Annotated in this window: 15 protein-coding genes and 1 pseudogene; 9 read left to right on the top strand and 7 right to left on the bottom strand. The window is 61.8% G+C overall.

The genetic code is table 11. The features are described 5' to 3' along the window. The first annotated feature begins 212 nt into the window (after positions 1 to 212). Genes L1073_RS09370 through tal form a run of 3 tightly spaced genes read left to right on the top strand, consistent with a single transcriptional unit; the run spans position 213 to position 4,244 of the window. Entirely contained in the window at positions 213 to 1,697 is a 1,485-nt protein-coding gene (locus L1073_RS09370) for a mannitol dehydrogenase family protein (protein ID WP_246898727.1), read from the top strand. A 60-nt stretch (positions 1,698 to 1,757) separates the two neighbouring features. Continuing rightward, positions 1,758 to 3,254, top strand: a complete 1,497-nt coding sequence (gene xylB, locus L1073_RS09365) for a xylulokinase (RefSeq protein WP_246898725.1) — start codon at positions 1,758 to 1,760, stop codon at positions 3,252 to 3,254. 39 nt (positions 3,255 to 3,293) lie between these two features. Further along, positions 3,294 to 4,244 (top strand): transaldolase, encoded by a 951-nt coding sequence (tal, locus tag L1073_RS09360; protein WP_246898723.1) that lies wholly within the window; start codon positions 3,294 to 3,296, stop codon positions 4,242 to 4,244. Between the two features lie 96 nt (positions 4,245 to 4,340). Here tal and L1073_RS09355 read toward each other — a convergent pair whose 3' ends face one another. Both L1073_RS09355 and L1073_RS09350 read right to left on the bottom strand, forming a co-directional pair. Further along, positions 4,341 to 5,336, bottom strand: a complete 996-nt coding sequence (locus L1073_RS09355) for an LLM class flavin-dependent oxidoreductase (protein WP_246898721.1) — start codon at positions 5,334 to 5,336, stop codon at positions 4,341 to 4,343. Between the two features lie 90 nt (positions 5,337 to 5,426). Next, positions 5,427 to 6,020: a YqaA family protein gene (locus L1073_RS09350; protein WP_246898719.1), complete on the bottom strand. Its 594-nt coding sequence runs from the start codon at positions 6,018 to 6,020 to the stop codon at positions 5,427 to 5,429. A gap of 208 nt (positions 6,021 to 6,228) precedes the next feature. Between L1073_RS09350 and L1073_RS09345 the strand changes: the two genes are divergently transcribed. Both L1073_RS09345 and L1073_RS09340 read left to right on the top strand, forming a co-directional pair. Beyond that, entirely contained in the window at positions 6,229 to 7,863 is a 1,635-nt protein-coding gene (locus L1073_RS09345) for a BCCT family transporter (RefSeq protein WP_246898718.1), read from the top strand. 117 nt (positions 7,864 to 7,980) lie between these two features. Continuing rightward, positions 7,981 to 8,166, top strand: coding sequence for a hypothetical protein (locus L1073_RS09340; protein ID WP_246898716.1), 186 nt, complete (start codon positions 7,981 to 7,983; stop codon positions 8,164 to 8,166). Here L1073_RS09340 and L1073_RS09335 read toward each other — a convergent pair whose 3' ends face one another. Next, positions 8,167 to 8,595, bottom strand: a complete 429-nt coding sequence (locus L1073_RS09335; protein ID WP_246898714.1) for a hypothetical protein — start codon at positions 8,593 to 8,595, stop codon at positions 8,167 to 8,169. A gap of 125 nt (positions 8,596 to 8,720) precedes the next feature. Between L1073_RS09335 and L1073_RS09330 the strand changes: the two genes are divergently transcribed. The 3 genes from L1073_RS09330 to L1073_RS09320 all read left to right on the top strand — a co-directional run bounded on the left by L1073_RS09330 (position 8,721) and on the right by L1073_RS09320 (position 10,719). Continuing rightward, complete coding sequence (locus L1073_RS09330) at positions 8,721 to 9,428, top strand: extensin-like domain-containing protein (protein WP_246898712.1); 708 nt, start codon at positions 8,721 to 8,723, stop codon at positions 9,426 to 9,428. A 102-nt stretch (positions 9,429 to 9,530) separates the two neighbouring features. Beyond that, positions 9,531 to 10,157, top strand: coding sequence for a YbhB/YbcL family Raf kinase inhibitor-like protein (locus L1073_RS09325; RefSeq protein ID WP_246898710.1), 627 nt, complete (start codon positions 9,531 to 9,533; stop codon positions 10,155 to 10,157). 25 nt (positions 10,158 to 10,182) lie between these two features. Next, positions 10,183 to 10,719, top strand: coding sequence for a carboxypeptidase regulatory-like domain-containing protein (locus tag L1073_RS09320; protein WP_246898708.1), 537 nt, complete (start codon positions 10,183 to 10,185; stop codon positions 10,717 to 10,719). Positions 10,720 to 10,830: 111 nt separating this feature from the next. Here L1073_RS09320 and L1073_RS17240 read toward each other — a convergent pair whose 3' ends face one another. The 4 genes and pseudogenes from L1073_RS17240 to L1073_RS09305 all read right to left on the bottom strand — a co-directional run bounded on the left by L1073_RS17240 (position 10,831) and on the right by L1073_RS09305 (position 14,870). After that, positions 10,831 to 10,953, bottom strand: coding sequence for a hypothetical protein (locus tag L1073_RS17240; protein WP_263433926.1), 123 nt, complete (start codon positions 10,951 to 10,953; stop codon positions 10,831 to 10,833). Positions 10,954 to 11,207: 254 nt separating this feature from the next. Further along, positions 11,208 to 12,563 (bottom strand): 2-oxoadipate dioxygenase/decarboxylase HglS, encoded by a 1,356-nt coding sequence (gene hglS, locus L1073_RS09315; RefSeq protein ID WP_246898937.1) that lies wholly within the window; start codon positions 12,561 to 12,563, stop codon positions 11,208 to 11,210. A gap of 69 nt (positions 12,564 to 12,632) precedes the next feature. Continuing rightward, positions 12,633 to 13,859, bottom strand: a pseudogene (locus L1073_RS09310) (2-aminoadipate transaminase); the annotation flags it as partial. A 99-nt stretch (positions 13,860 to 13,958) separates the two neighbouring features. Continuing rightward, entirely contained in the window at positions 13,959 to 14,870 is a 912-nt protein-coding gene (locus tag L1073_RS09305) for a LysR family transcriptional regulator (RefSeq protein WP_246898706.1), read from the bottom strand. A gap of 166 nt (positions 14,871 to 15,036) precedes the next feature. On the opposite strand from L1073_RS09305, the gene amaB reads away from it, so the two are divergent. After that, entirely contained in the window at positions 15,037 to 16,530 is a 1,494-nt protein-coding gene (gene amaB, locus L1073_RS09300) for an L-piperidine-6-carboxylate dehydrogenase (RefSeq protein ID WP_246898704.1), read from the top strand. Positions 16,531 to 16,627: the final 97 nt, after the last annotated feature.

The raw sequence follows: 16,627 nt of genomic DNA, 5'->3' as shown, positions 1-16,627 counted from the left end.
GCGGCCACGTGTCGTATCTCTCACAACCCAGTGATGACAGCGACTACGTGGTGGCCCAGACGTTGAATATCGACGGCGGCAATTGGATGCGCTGAAGGCGTTTCGGGAAATCAAGGCCGCCTCCGTTGCTGCCGGTCTGCACTGGTTTGCAAGCGACCGAGCACTCAAAGACCCACAGGCGAAGCATTCGCCGCCCACGGCAGGAGATATTCATGACCCGACTCAATAACGACAACCTGCAACATCTAGCGGCCGATATCGCCGTGCCTGCCTATGACCGCGATAGCGTGACACCGGGCATCGTTCACATCGGTGTGGGTGGCTTCCATCGCGCCCATCAGGCGATGTATCTCGATACGTTGATGAATCGTGGTGAGGCACTGGATTGGGGCATCATCGGCGTCGGCGTGATGCCGGGCGATGTGCGTATGCGCGATGCTCTGGCGGCGCAGGATCATCTCTACACGCTGATGGTCAAGCATCCCGACGGACGGTACGAGGCGCGTGTGATCGGCTCGATCGTCGATTATCTGTACGCGCCCGAGGCCCCCGATATGGTCATCGAGACCATGAGCGACCCCGCGATTCGCATCGTCTCGTTGACGGTGACCGAGGGCGGTTACAACGTCGATCACATCACTGGCGAATATGATCTCACCACCCCCGAGGTGCGCCAGGACCTGGCCACGCCCGAAGCGCCACGCACTACCTTCGGGCTGGTCGTCGCGGCGCTCAAGCGGCGTCGCGAACGGGGTATCGCGCCGTTTACGGTGATGTCCTGCGACAACATCGAGGGCAATGGCGATGTCGCCCGCAAGATGTTCACCGCCCATGCGCGTGCCCTGGATCCGGCGCTCGGCGCATGGATGGACACCCAAGTGGCATTTCCCAATGCCATGGTCGATCGCATCACGCCGGTGACGACGCCCGATGATAGCGCCGCGCTCGCCGAGCGTTTCGACGTCGAGGACCAATGGCCGGTGGTCTGCGAGCCCTTCACTCAATGGGTCCTCGAGGATCGCTTCCCTGAAGGGCGCCCGCCCTACGAACAGGTCGACGTGCAGATGGTCGACGACGTCGTGCCCTATGAACTGATGAAGTTGCGTCTGCTCAATGCCAGTCATCAGGCGCTGACCTATTTCGGATACCTGGCGGGTTACCGTTATGCCCATGAGGTGTGCCAGGATCCATTGTTCGTCGACTTCCTGCTCGATTACATGAATCGCGAGGCCACGCCGACCCTGTCCCCGGTCCCCGGTGTGGATCTTGACGCCTACAAGCGCACCCTGATCGAGCGCTTCGCCAATCCCGAGATCAAGGACACCCTGGCGCGGCTATGCGCGGAAAGCTCGGACCGCATTCCCAAGTGGCTGTTGCCGGTGATCCGCGAACAGCTCGCGCGTGGCGGCGAGATCCAGCGTAGCGCCGCCGTGGTGGCCAGCTGGGCGCGCTATGCTGAAGGGGTCGACGAACAGGGCCAACCGATCGAGGTCGTCGATCGTCTCAAGGAGCGTTTGATGGCGGTGGCCAGCGACAATCGTATCCATCCCACGGCGTTCATCGAGCAGCATGCCTTGTTCGGTGACCTGGCGGAGAACGCACGTTTCCGCGATGCTTATCTGCAGGCACTTGCGTCCCTGCATGCCGAGGGCGCGCGTGAGACGCTGCGTGCCGTGGCCGAGGGGCGTCTGGCGTGACGCGATGAAGGTTCCGCCTCGTGCGGATAATGCAACGTGGCGTTACAAGAAGGAGAGAACATGTACGTTGGCGTGGATTGTGGAACGCAGAGCACCAAGGTGGTGGTGGTCGATATCGAGCGCGCGGCGATCCTGGGCGAGGCCAGCCGTCCGCATCATTTGATCGAAGGCGATAACGGCAAGCGTGAGCAGGACGTTAGCGAATGGATATCGGCCTTGACCGAGGCGTTCCACGAGGCGGTGAGTGAGGCGCGTATCGATGCGCGCGACATCCGCGCCATCGGCGTCTCGGGGCAGCAGCACGGCATGGTGGCGCTGGATGCCGATGGCCAGCCACTGCATCCCGCGAAACTGTGGTGCGATACCGAAACGGCACTGCACAACGAGGCGCTGATCGAGCGCCTGGGCGGCCGGGAAAGCTGTCTGGACAAGCTGGGGCTGGTACTGCAAACCGGCTATACGGCCTCGAAAGTCGCCTGGTTGCGCGACACGCATCCCGACGCCTACCAGCGTATCGCCACCTTGCTGTTGCCCCACGATTATCTGAACTTCTGGCTGACCGGCGAGCGTGTCGCCGAGTGCGGCGATGCCTCCGGCACCGGATATTTCGATACCCGCGCGCGTGAGTGGCGGCATGATGTGTTCCAGATCATGGCGCCGGAACTGTCCCCGGAAGCGGTACTGCCGCGTTTGATCGACTCTCACGCGCCAGTAGGCACGGTACGTCCCGAGGTCGCGCGCCTGTTGGGCCTCGGCGATGACGTGCTGGTGTCCAGTGGCGGCGGCGATAACATGATGGCGGCCATCGGCACCGGCAATATCGCCCCCGGCATGGTGACCCTGAGCCTGGGTACCTCGGGAACCGTGTACGCCTACTCGGCCGTGTCGGTGGAGGCCGAGGACGCCCAGGTTGCCAATTTCTGCGCCAGCCACGGTGGCTGGTTACCGCTTATCTGCACCATGAACGTGACTTCGGCGACGACCAAGGTGCGCGAGCTTTTGGGTTTCGATCTGGCGACCTTCGGTGAGCGCGTGGCTCGAGCCCCGCTGGGCGCCGAGGGCGTTATGGCGTTGCCTTTCTTCAATGGCGAGCGTGTGCCGGCGCTGCCACACGCCACCGCCAGCTTCGAGGGCATGACGAGCCTCAACACGACGGCGGACAATCTCTGTCGCGCGGTAGTCGAAGGGACGACGTTCGGGCTACGCTATGGGTTCGAACGCTTGGACGAGCTGGCATCGCAGGCCAGCCAAGTCCGTCTGGTCGGTGGTGGCGCCAAGAGTGCCGTCTGGCGCCAGATCGTCGCCGATGTGCTGGATGTCGACGTGATCTGTCCCCGCATTACCGAAGCCGCCGCCTTGGGCGGGGCGATTCAGGCCGCCTGGTGCGATACCCTGGCGCGTGGGCAGGGCGAGTCGCTGGCGGCATTGACCGAACGCCTCGTCGAGGTGGATCTCGATACCCTGACCCGTCCGCGTGGCGAGTCGGTGCGCCGTTACCAGGAACTCTACCAGCGTTACCGTCAGGCGCTGGCCGAACGCTACGACGTCGCGCCATGAGACGCGACCCATGACCCTTTTCGTTACAGGATATTTGCCATGACGCAACTCGAGGCTCTCAAGCAACTTTCGATGGTGGTCGCCGATACCGGCGATCTCGAGGCGATCAAGCGCTATCAGCCGCACGATGCCACGACCAATCCTTCGCTGATCCTCAAGGCCTTCGAGCTGCCCGGCTATCAAGCGCTGATCGACGAGACGCTGGCGCAGGTCAAGGCCGATATCGCCGATCCCCAGGCTCGGGTCGACGAGGCAGTGGACCGTTTATCCGTCGCCATGGGCAGTGAGATCACGCAGCTGATTCCGGGGCGTGTGTCCACGGAAGTCGCCGCCAAGCTGTCCTTCGACCGCGAGGCGAGCATCAAGAAGGCGCACCGCCTCATCGAGCTTTACGAGCAGCGCGGGATCGGCCGTGAACGCGTGCTGATCAAGCTGGCTTCGACCTGGGAAGGCATCCGCGCCGCCGAGCAGCTCGAGAAGGAAGGCATTCAGTGCAATCTGACGCTGCTGTTCTCCAAGGCGCAGGCCCGGGCCTGCTTCGACGCCGGGGTGCATCTCATCTCGCCCTTCGTGGGCCGTGTCACCGACTGGTACAAGCAGAAGACTGGGCAGGAATACACCCCGGAGGAAGACCCGGGCGTGGTGTTCGTGCGCGAGGTATGCGACATCGCCAGCCGCTACCGCTACGACACCGTGGTCATGGGCGCCAGTTTCCGTACCAAGGGCCAGATCCTGGGCCTGGCTGGCTGCAATCGCCTGACTATTTCGCCGGCGCTGCTCGAGGAACTCGAGGCCGAGGAAAACGAGATCGAGCGCAAGATCAGTGACGTCGGGGATGCCAGCGAGCGCCTCGCCCTGCTGGACGAGGCCTCGTTCCGCTGGGGACTCAACCAGGATGCCATGGCCACCGAGAAACTCGCCGAAGGCATTCGCCGCTTCGCCGACGATCAGGCGACGCTGGAAGAGAAACTCGCCGCACGGCTGGGGTGAGGCTCGCTTGCAGGCGGATTAGTGTTTCGTGAACACGCAAAAAGGAGGCCGGCTGACGCCGGCCTTTTGCATCTGGGCAGATGAGTGGTGCGAGTCTTAGCCTTTCCAGACGTCGGCGAGAATCTCGTACGAGCGACGACGGTCGTCATGGTCGTAGAAATCACCGTTGATCATCAGTTCGTCGGCCTGGGTATGCGCCAGGAAGTTTTCGAGTTCGTCGCGGATCGTCTCGGGACCGCCGACGATGGAAGCGCCGAGGTTCTGACTGACCATGGCGCGTTCCTGCGGCGACCAGTCGAGGGCCTCGACGGGGGGCAGGGTCCGCGTGCTCTTGCCGCGAATCAGGTTGAGAAACTTCTGCTGCTGGGTGGTAGCCAGATACTGCGCATGTGCGTCGCTGTCGGCGGCAACCAGCGGGATGCCTAGCATCACGTAAGGCGCGTCCAGCACCTCGGAGGGCTGGAACATTTGCCGATAGAGCTGGATGGCCTCGAGCATATAGCCCGGTGCGAACTGGCCGGCGAAGGCGAACGGCAAGCCAAGCTGTGCGGCAAGACGCGCGCTGAAGTCGCTGGAGCCCAGTAGCCAGAGGGGGACATGCGTACCCTGACCGGGCACCGCCTTGACACGCTGGTCGGGCAGGGCGTCGCCCAGGTAGCCGCGTAGCTCGGCCAGGCGGTCGGGGAAGTCATTCACGCCTGCGCGCGGGTTGCGACGCATGGCCTGCATGGTCACGCCGTCGGAGCCGGGTGCGCGCCCCAGGCCGAGATCGATGCGCCCCGGATATAGCGTCTCCAGCGTGCCGAACTGTTCGGCGACCACCAGTGGCGGGTGATTGGGCAGCATGATGCCGCCACTGCCTACGCGGATGCGTTGTGTCTTGCCGGCGACATGACCGATGAGCAGGGACGTGGCAGCACTGGCGATACCGTCGATGTTGTGATGCTCGGCCAGCCAATAGCGATTGTAGCCCAGGGTATCGGTGAGCTGGGCGAGATCGACCGTGCGTTCGAAGGTCTCGGCGGGCGTGCCGTCATGCGAGATCGGGGCAAGATCGAGCACGGACAGCGGAATTTGCGAGAGTCGGCTCATGATGGCCTCTTGGATAGGGTGAACGTTAGCGTCCTCAATATTTCCTTTCTGTTGGGATGACGAAGGCATAACTCAAGGTCGTGGGCGCGCTCATGGCATGAATTGAAGCCAGAGCCACGAGCCGAACAACACGATGCCCAGCACGCCGATAGGGCGTGCGTGGCGCCGCCACAACGATAGGGCCGCGTCGCCGGCGAGATGCACCAGCAAGGCGAGGCCAAAATAGCGCACGCCACGCGCAAAAAGAGATGCCAGCAGAAACATGGGGAAGGGATAGCCACTCGATCCGGCGGCGAGCATAGCGATCTGGAAGGGGATGGGGATGATGCCCACCGCGAGCACCGCCATAAAGCCGTCGCTGGCCATGCGCGCCTGAAAGGCTGCATAGGCGTCCTGGCCGCCGAACCAGGGGATGAGCGTTGTCCCCCAGGTGTTCAATGCCCAGGCCCCCAGAGCGTAGCCAATAGCGGCGGCGGTTAAGTTGCCGGCCAGCGCCACGCCTGCCAAGCGCCATTTACGATGCGGCTGGGCCAGCATCCAGGGAATCAGGATGGTCTCGATGGGAATCGGCACCAGGAGAGTTTCCAGCATCGAAGCGAAAAACAAAAGCGGCAGGGTGTGCCGTGAATGCGAAAGACGCTCGAGCCAAGCGGTGGCGGAAGCCAGGCGGGACGGTGACGGCATAGCGGGCTCTTCAATGAAGTTTAATGATTGATTTGCTTAAATATAAAATGCGGTTATGGCCATGCGGCGATGATTCTGCCATCGTGGTCGATTGGTCTCATGTACCTGGCTTTGGTTCCCTGGGCCATTGCCGGTATGCCGAGCTCGGTGATAAGAACCCGTGAGGTGCATGAGGCATCGTATCGTCGGAGACTAAGAGGATAGCTGCATGGCCAATCTTGGAAGGCAAAACGTGTTCATCGTCTCCGCCTTGATCGTGGCGGTTCTGGTCGCCATCGGTGCGGCCTTTCCCGAGGGCTTCGGTGAGGCGGCATCGACGGCATTATCAACTGTTTCACACTACTTCGGGTGGTTTTACCTGTTTTCGGTCTTCGGGTTCGTGGTGTTCTTGCTGACGCTGGCTTTCAGCAAGTACGGCAAGATCCGCCTGGGCCCGCAGGATAGCTCACCCTCCTATAGCTTTTTCTCGTGGGTCAGCATGCTGCTGGCGGCCGGATTTGGCGTCGGCTTGGTATTTTATGGCATGGCCGAGCCGATGACACACTTTCTCGAACCGCCTTACGGTGACATGGAAGGCGGCACCGAGGAAGCGGCACGCTACGCCATTCAATATAGCTTCTTCAATTGGGGCATCCATCAGTGGGCGGCGTTTTCCGTGGTCGGGCTGATTATCGCCTATTATCAGTTCCGCAAGGGGCAGGCGGGGCTGGTGTCCAACGTGCTTTCGAGCATGACCGCCAAGCGTCCCAAGCTGCGCAAGATAGGGCCGGCGCTGGATGTGTTCGCAGTGGTCGCCACGGTGATGGGGGTGGCGACGTCCATCGGCCTGGCGGTGTTGCAGATCAATGGTGGTCTGCATGCGGTGTTCGGCGTCGAGGAAGGCGTCAAATGGCAGTTCATCATCATGGGCGCCATGTTCCTGTGTTACATGGTGTCTACCTGGTCGGGGCTGGACAAGGGCATCAAGCGCCTTTCCAATCTCAACATGGTGCTGTGTTTTGCGCTGATGTTCTATGTGCTGATCACCGGACCGACCGTGGCGATCCTCGAAACCATCACCTTGGGGATCGGCGATTACCTGCAAAACATCGTGGGCATGAGCCTGCGTGTCGCGCCCTATAGTGACGATACTTGGGCGAGCACCTGGACGATTTTCTACTGGGCGTGGGTCATCGCTTGGTCGCCGTTCGTGGGGACTTTCGTGGCGCGTGTCTCGCGCGGGCGTACCATCAAGGAGTATGTGTTCGGCGTGTTGATAGTGCCGCCGCTGCTGGCGTGCCTGTGGATCGGCGTATTCGGTGGGGCGGCGCTCAACATGGAACTGTCCGGTGATGTCGGATTGGCCTCGGCAACGGCCGATAACATCACCGTGGCGTTGTTCCAGATGTTCAACTTGATGCCCTTCTCCAATGTGCTGTCGGTGGTGGCGCTGTTTCTGATCTTCATCTTCCTGGTGACGTCTGCAGATTCGGCGACCTATATCGTCTCGCAGATGACCGATGGCGGTTCGCTGAATCCGCCTTTGGTGAAGCGGATTATCTGGGGCGTGTTGATCGCCGCGATCTGTCTCACCTTGCTGGTGGCAGGAGGCTTGAACGGGCTGCAATCCGCAGCAGTACTGGCGGCATTGCCATTTACCTTCATTCTCTATGGCATGATCATCGTGCTGGTGAAGGAACTGCGAGCGGATCGCAAGGCAATGCTGACGGCACTTTATCATCGCCACGGAGAGACGCCGGTCGGCGCCGATGCCTTCGAAGCCGAAACGTTGGCCGATGCCGAGCGGTATCGGCGTGCTCCGAATGTGGTCAATCGCCGTATCAATACGCATGAAGGCGGGTGATAGCTCGCTTGCAGCATATGAAACGCCCGGCTTCGGCCGGGCATTTTACGTTGACGGTGGTGGAAACGCGCTTCACCCCTTATGGTAAGCGATATTGCATGCACCGGAGTGACAGGAATGCCTCAAGTGGCCAGAGCAGGCAGACAGCAACGTCACGGCGCCACCCGCCGTCGGAAAACGGCACTCGCGAGGCGCTCCCGGAGTGGCGTCGATGTCTGGCTGGATCGGCTGGTGGGCATTGCCGTGCTCACCGCATTGATCGTGGGCGCACTGGCATTGTTGGTAACCCTGCTATGGGGCTGATCACGCTGACCGTGGCGAGACTTTCCAGAGCCCGAAACAGCGTGCGAAGACCCAGGTGCCTATCCCCCAGGCGCCATTGACCAGAAAGCCGATGGGGAACCCGGCGAGATTGAGGCCGCGCCCCTTGAGCGGAAAGACGATAAACAGCGCCACGAGCGTCAACGCGATCCCGCCGAACAATACGCTTTTCCACCACAGCCCGGTCGTGACGTGGTAACGCGTGAATGCCCACAACATGACGATACCCCATACACCGCCCCAGAAGCTCGCCGACAGCCACTGAGGAACGCCCAAAGGAGGTACGGCTGTGGTGCCATAGGGCGCAAACGGGATGATGGCGTAGGCGTGCAACAAGCCCGCCATGGGCTGATGGAAGCAAAGCACGGCGAAGAAGCCAGCGATGAAGGCGAGCGGAATCCAGCGTGGCATGGCAGTTCTCTTTTCCGGGTGAAGGTGCGTACAGTATCGGTCAAATTCACATCTCTCGCAGGATGATCGTCATATGACCGCTGACGTTCTCTACACTGAAGGCTTTGCACCTTGTCGGGAGCGCCATGAAGCCATCGCTTGCCTTCCTCGCGTTTAGTTTCGCCTTGATTGCTGCGGGAATCGCCCTGGATAAGGACGTCTGGACGATCCCCCAGGAGTGGAATCCTTTCGCTCCGCTAGCGATTGATGATCCACTTACCCCGGTAACGCAGTGGAAGCTCGGTCGCCTGGAGGGCGATCGTGAGGCCTGCCGCGATGTTCTCGACGCCGCGCCTGCTGGTACCCTGAATTATACGCCGCTGGCGGATTACACTCCCGTTGCCGGCTGCCCGCTTAAAAACGTGGTGCGCGTGCGCCGTGCCGGGGTCGATTTCAATGCTAGTTTCGTGGTCAGCTGTCCGTTGGCGGTGGCTTGGACGCTGTTCGAACGTCAACGCCTGCAGCCGGCCGCGCGGGAGGTGTTCGGTGAGCCGGTAGCGTCGGTGCGTCACTTGGGGAGCTTCGCCTGCCGCAACATCTATCATCGCGACAATGCCCGCCGCAGCGACCATGCCACTGCGGAAGCGCTTGATGTAGCGGCCTTTCGGCTAGCGGACGGACGCCGTGTTTCCGTGCTCGACGACTGGACGGGCGACGATGACGCGGCGGACTTCCTGCATCGCGTGCGTGACGGCGCCTGCGAGGTGTTCGGGACGACTCTAGGACCGGACTACAATGCCGCGCATGCCAACCATTTCCATTTTGGCATGCGTGGTATCTCATTGTGTCGCTAATGGCGTTGCGCGCTGGGCGCCGTTGGTCCTATGCGCACCGCCTCATGAATGTGCCAAACTAGTCAAAAGCATCTTCTTCACGGCCTACCAGGAGGCAGCCGCATGCGCATCGACGTGCAGGACATCATCGACGGTGAACCCATTCCCGAACGCTTCGCGTTCGCCGTTCCCGATCCCGAGCGGCTCCTTCTTTTCAGCGACAATCGCAATCCGCGTGTTCGTTGGCACGACGTGCCCGACGGGACGCGTAGTCTCGTGCTGTTGGTGGTCGATGCGGATGCACCCACGGACCCTAGCGACGTCAACCAAGAGGGCCGCCGCGTGCCAGCCGATCTGCCCCGCGCCGATTTCTACCACTGGGTACTGATCGATATTCCTACGGCAGTGAGCGGCATCGACGAAGGCGAAGATGCCGATGGTGTCGTGGCCATGGGCAAGGCGCCGGGCGATACCGGCAAGGGTGTGCGCGGTATCAACAGCTACACGGACTTCTTCGCCGATGACGAACAGCTCGAAGGCATCTACGGTGGCTATGACGGGCCTTGCCCGCCATGGAATGACACTCTGGTGCATCGCTATTACTTCACCGTCTATGCGCTGGATGTCGCCTCGCTGGGCTTGCAGGGCGAGTTCACCGGTGATGAAGTTCTCGAGGCCATGCAAGGACATGTCATCGAGCAATCCAGCGTAATGGGGACTTATACGCTCAATCCAGAACTTACGCGTTAAGTTCGTTTATAAGGTGGCTCATGGAATGAGACATGGACGCACGGGATGGTGTCTGGCTCTGGTAGGGCTGGCATTGAGTGGCTGTGAAATGCTGTCGACGGATGGGCCGACGCAGCCCGTTGATATCGAGGAAGTCGGTGAAGGCACGCCGGTGGGAACCGTCGAACGTCAGGTTGCGTTTCCCGCCGAGGAATATGCCAAGCTGGACAAGCATGGCTCCGCCGTCGTCAAGGGGCGACTGCGCTATACCTCATCGACAGACGGTGCGCTGGTGGGCAAGAACGAAACCGTGTCTATAGCCCCGGCCACGCGCTATTCCGCCGAGGCCGCCGAAGCCGCATTAGCGGGGAAGCGTATCGAGCCCGCTGATCCACGTGCCCGCGAATACACGCATTACGCCAAGACCAACGCCAACGGCTATTTCGAGGCCACCGGCATTCCCGCGGGGGTCTTCTATGTGGCCGGGAGTGTGCGCTTGCCGGACGGCTCGCGCAGCCCGCTGATCCTGAAGCAGATCGAGATCGGCGCCGGCCAGACGCGAGAGATCGATCTGAGCCGCTGATGCATGCGATGCACGCCCCTCCCTACGCAAAACGCCCTGCTGGTTGGCAGGGCGTTTCTGGTTCGTTGCATACCCGCGAAGCAAGGGCGAGGTGCGACCCAACCACGAGCGTCAGCGCGAGTGTGTGGGTGTCTTCTTGTAGTGTCCGGGCACCGTCACGCGTTCGCCATTGGGCAGGTCGCGGACATAGGTAGGAACATAGACACGTTTGATGACACTCTTAGCTTCCGCCATGATCCAGTCTCCTGTGAAATCTACGCCTTCACGCTACGCCGGTTGCGGATTGGAATCAATCCCATCCCCTGTGATCGTTCGTAGGATGATGCCTTCAACTTGGAAACGAATCGCTTGAACGTGACTGACTCGACGCCCCAGCGGCCCCGATACGCTCGAGAAGCGCTGGCAGCGGTCGCTGGGGCTGGGGGATTGACGCCCCCTTGCCGTCCAGGTCAAACGATAGTGATTTCTCAAGATTGAATCGGTAGAACTTAGCGCTTCAAGGCCTCGAGAGTCGATTGAAGAGACATGCGCTCGCGTTCTGCATAGAGGGCCAGCTCGTCGGTTACCTTGGCGCCTAGCGCTTCCTCGAAGGCCTCCTTGTTGGCATTGCCCGCATAGGCCTGATTGCCGTCATCGCCGAGGTTCGACTGAAAGATGCCGGCCGCGCTGACGGGCAGGAAATCCTCGTAGGTGATCGGCCGAGCGGCGACCAGCCCTTGCTCGATGAGTTTTTCCAGCTCGGCCTCGGCGCCCGCTCCGGCCTCACGCCCCGCTGCGGTCAGTCGGTACTCGAAGAAGGCCAGACCCTGATGGCGTAGCTCGGCTTCGGTGTCCGGGAAGTCGGCGAACACCTCGGCCAGGACGCGCTGGTGTTCGGCATTGGTCAGTCCGGTCGTACGCTGACGCGATTCGGCGAGCAGCCGGTCATAGAGCGCACGTCCCTTGGCGGTCAACGCCACGCCACGTTGTTCGATTTCGCCGAAACGCGCGGTGTGAGTGCCCTGACGTTCACCGGCGAAGCGGGTCGGCTCCTCCAGGGCCTTGAAGCTGGTCTGGCGCAGCAGGATCGGGCAGTCGCGGCGCGGCGGGCCTTCGATGACTTCCTTGGGATTCATCCCCGCCGCCGGCATGCGGCGTTGCGCCTCGTCGATATCCAGGGTGCGTGGCGTCAGATGATTGATATGTGGCCCGCGAAAGCAGACCACGTCGGCGATCAATCGATGCTCGGCGTGCAACGCCTCGTAGGTTTCCAGGTCCACCGTGGCGTCCTGGTGCCAGCGAAAGGTCTCCAACGACTCGGCCACGAAGCGGTCGGCCTGTTCGTCGGTGAGCCCGCCCTGGCGTTCGCTGAGTTCGATCAACTCCCGTGCGCCGGGCGTGAAGATGTCACGCTCGGCGAGGATCCCGGCGGCGCGCTCGCGTAGCTCGGCGCTCTCGATCAACTCCAGGCGTAGCAGCGAGGTAAAGACACGGAAGGGGTTGCGCGCCAGGGCGGCGTCGTCGATGGGCCGGAAGGCGGTGGAGTGAACCGGCACGCCGGCCTCGGAGAGATCGTAGTAGCCCACCGGATACATGCCCATCACCGCGAACAGCCGGCGTAGCATGGTGAGTTCTTCGGCCGTACCGACGCGGATGGCTCCATGCCGCTCGACGCTGAGGCGATTCAACTCATCATGAGCCTCGAGCCGCGCGGCCAGCTCAGGATCGCGCTCGAGGGTCTCGCGGTTCACCTGAGCCACCAGCTCGAGCAGGGTTTCGTACTGGGGCACTTCGGCCTGATACATGGCCGACATGGCCTTGGAGAAACGGTCACGAATCTCGTGATGGGAAATGGGGGCTGTCATCGGCGGTGCCTCATGGTGTCGGTCGTCGACGTTGGATGGATGCGCGCTTAGTACTGCCAGCAGCGCTCTCTCGAGCCTCGCCAGTCCTTCTTCCAGAACCTCGGGTTCGGCGGTCAATGGGGGCAGCAGACGTAATACGTTGCGCCGACGCCCGCTGGGCATCAATAGTACGCCTTCTTCGCGACCGGCGACGATCAGCGCGGCCAGATGTTCGGCGCCGGTGGCTGCGGGCGTATCCTCGAAGACAATACCGCGCATGGCGCCAATGCCGGTCATGTCGCCAAGCATTGAATAGCGGCCAGACGCTCGCCAGCCACGATACGCTTCCAGGATCATCGCTTCCTGGCGCTCGCTCCACTCGGCCAGGTGCTCCTCGCTCATTAGCGCCATCACTGTCTGGGCCGCAGCGCAGGCGACGGCATTGCCCGAATAGGTGCCGCCCAGGCCACCTTTAGGTGGGGCATCCATGATCTCTGGCTTGCCCGCCACTGCGGCCAGCGGCAGTCCGGCGGCCATGCTCTTGCCCATCAGCAGCAGGTCGGGTTCGACCCCCAGGTGGGAAAAGGCGAAACGCTTGCCGGTGCGTCCGAAGCCGGACTGGATCTCATCGAAGATCAGCACAATGCCGTGTGCTTCGCACAGCGCCCGTAGGCGTGCGGCGAAATCGGCGCACAGTAGACGAAAGCCACCCTCGCCCTGGACCGGTTCGACGATGATACAGGCCACTTCATCGGCAGGGATCTCGACCTCGAAAAGTCTCTCTAGGGCGGCCATGGCGGTGTCGGCGTCGACACCACCGTCGCGACTGGGGAAGGGTAGGTGATGCACCGGTCCGGGCAAGGCACCGAGGCGATTCTTGTAAGGCTTGACCTTGCCGTTGAGATTCAATGCCGCCAGCGTGCGGCCATGAAAGCCATCGTCGAAGGCGATCACGCCTTGGCGCCCGGTGGCAGCACGTGCAATCTTGAGAGCGTTCTCGGTGGCCTCGGCACCGCTGTTGGTAAGCATGCAGGACAGCGAATAAGACACCGGCACGAAGGCATTCAAGGTGCTGGCGACCTCGAGATAGCCACGATGCGGCAGGGCATTGAAGGCGGAATGCATCAAGGTATCGACCTGCGCCTTGACTGCCTCGACCACGTCGGGATGCCCATGCCCCAGGTTGAGCACGCCGATACCGCCGACGAAGTCGATATAGTGGTTGCCCTGTTCGTCCCAGACCTCGGCGTTGCGGCCTCTGTCGATGCAGAGAGGGTGAACGATGCCGAGGGCGTCACTGATGTGCGGGAGGTCCATGTCGTCATCCTGAAGAAGCCTATCGCCACGATGAGAACAGAGCCATCTTCAGGGCTTCAAACGAAAAAAAGCGTGTTATCCATTCCATTAATTCATGCACTAGGGTGCCACAACGTCGCCAGGGGCCTCCCGGTGCTCGAGTATCCAGTCGATGAAGCCTCGAACCTTGGTGTCCTCCCCCTTGTGCTCGGGATAGGCCAGGTAATAGGCATCGCGACTGGTCAGGCCGAACGTCCAGGGAATCGTCAGTAGGCCGGCCTGTAGTTCTTCCTCGGCCAGAAAGCGCGGTGCCAGGGCAACGCCACATCCGGCCCGTGCCGCGCGTAAGGCCATGTAGAAGGTATCGAAACGTGGCCCGTGGTAGCTATGCTCGGTGTAACAGTCCTGGGCCTCGAACCAGTCGTGCCAGGCCTCGGGCCGCGTCGAGCTCTGCAAAAGCACCAGCTTTGTCAGTTCCAGCGGCTCTTGAATGCCGTCGACTGGCAGCACCGCAGGCGAGCACACCGGTACCATCTCCTCTTCAAGCAGTTTGATGCACTCGGCCCGGGGCCAGGCGCCATGACCGAAGAAGAAGGCGACATCGACGCGCTCCTCCTCCAGGTCAAAGGGCTCCGAGCGGTTGACGATGTTCAGATAGACCCGTGGATGCCGGAAGCGGAACCCGTTGAGCCGCGGAATCAACCAGCGGGCCCCGAAGGTCGGCAGGGTGGTGACATTGAGCACCACACTCTGGCCGCCGTAGGACTGCATGTAGCGCGTGGACATCTCTACCTGGGCCAGGATCTTGCGCACCTCGGTGAGATAGAGCGAGCCCTCCGGGGTGACCTGAAGTCGCTTGCGTACTCGACGGAACAGAGGATGTTCGAGCACCGCCTCGAGCTGGGCTACCTGCTTGCTGACAGCACTCTGGGTCAGGTTCAGCTCGTCGGCGGCACGCGTGAAGCTCATGTGCCGCACCGAGGCTTCGAAGCACTGCATGGCGGTCAGGCTGGGCAGGTGTCGATGGCTCATGCCGCTCTCCTGTGTATGGATTGTGTCCCGTCGTGGTTCTTCATCATGAAGACTAAACCAGAAAAATGGGAATGACCTCCATATAAAACGTCGTTTGAAGGGCGTCAACCTCCGCGCCAATACTGGTTTCGATTTTCGAACCCAGGAATTGATAGTAGGAGGAAGAATGATCGAATCCCTCATGCAGCGTCTCGGTGTTTCCGAGGATGCCTACCGCCAGGGCGATTTTGCGGTCATCTCACCCACCGACGGTGGCGAGCTCGGCCAGATTCGCCTCGAGGGCGCCGATGCCGTCGAGGCCCGCGTGGCACGTGCCCAAAGGGCCTTCGAAGAGTGGCGTCGAGTACCCGCCCCTCGTCGCGGCGAGCTCGTTCGACTGTTCGGCGAACAGTTGCGTCGCCACAAGGAAGATCTCGGTGCCTTGGTTACCCTGGAGTGCGGCAAGATCTATCAGGAAGGTCTCGGGGAAGTTCAGGAGATGATCGACATCTGCGACCTGGCCGTCGGTCAGTCGCGTCAGCTCTATGGCCTGACCATCGCTTCCGAGCGTCCCGGTCACCATATGCGCGAAAGCTGGCATCCGTTGGGGCCGATCGGCTTGATCACCGCCTTCAACTTCCCGGTGGCCCCCTGGGCCTGGAACGCCGCCTTGGCCTTGGTATGCGGCAACAGCCTGCTGTGGAAGCCCTCCGAGAAGGCCCCGCTCACTGCTCTGGGCTGCCAGGCGTTACTTGAGCGCGCCATGGCCGAGTTCGGCGACAAGGCGCCCGAAGGCCTCAGCCAAGTGATTCTGGGAGACCGCGAGGCGGGCGAGCGCCTGGCAGACGATCCGCGTGTGCCGCTGATCAGCGCCACCGGTAGTACGCGCATGGGTCGGGAGTTAGCGCCTCGGGTGGCGGCTCGTTTCGGTCGCAGCATTCTCGAACTCGGGGGCAACAACGGCATGATTCTGGCGCCCAGCGCCGATCTGGACATGGCGGTCCGCGCCATTCTGTTCTCCGCCGTGGGGACGGCTGGACAGCGTTGCACCTCCCTGCGTCGCCTGATCGTCCATGAGTCGATCCGCGACGAAGTCGTCGAGCGCGTGAAGAAGGCCTATGCCGGCGTGACGATCGGCGATCCCATGGAGGGCAACCTGGTCGGCCCGTTGATCGATGCCCAGGCCTTCGAGCAGATGCAGTCCGTGCTCGAGCAGGCGCGCCAGCAGGGTGCGAGCGTATTCGGTGGCGAACGCCAACTCGCCGATCAGTATCCCGATGGCTATTACGTGACCCCGGCCATCGTCGAGGTCGAGCAGCAGGACGATCTGGTCAAGAACGAGACTTTCGCCCCGATCCTCTACGTCATGAGCTACCGCGACTTCGATGAGGCCATGACATTGCACAACGACGTTCCCCAAGGGTTGTCATCGTGCATCTTCACCAGCGACGTGCGCGAATCCGAGGCCTTCATTTCGGATGTCGGCAGCGACTGCGGTATTGCCAATGTCAACATCGGCCCGAGTGGTGCGGAGATCGGTGGTGCCTTCGGTGGCGAGAAGGAGACCGGCGGAGGTCGCGAGTCCGGCTCCGACATCTGGAAGAGCTATATGCGTCGACAAACCAACACCGTCAACTACTCCCGTGAGCTACCACTGGCACAAGGGATCAAGTTCGACTGACCACGAGCGCCGTCCCGATGACGGGGCGGCGCTTCGTTGCATGGACGTGCTCGAAACCTCGACGCACAGGGTCGGGTTTTTTGGAACGTTCGACCAT

The sequence above is a fragment of the Chromohalobacter nigrandesensis genome, assembly GCF_023061285.1.
Classification (GTDB): domain Bacteria; phylum Pseudomonadota; class Gammaproteobacteria; order Pseudomonadales; family Halomonadaceae; genus Chromohalobacter; species Chromohalobacter nigrandesensis.
The sequence above is the reverse complement of the archived record's forward strand: the minus strand, read 5'-3'. Positions and strand labels throughout refer to the sequence as shown.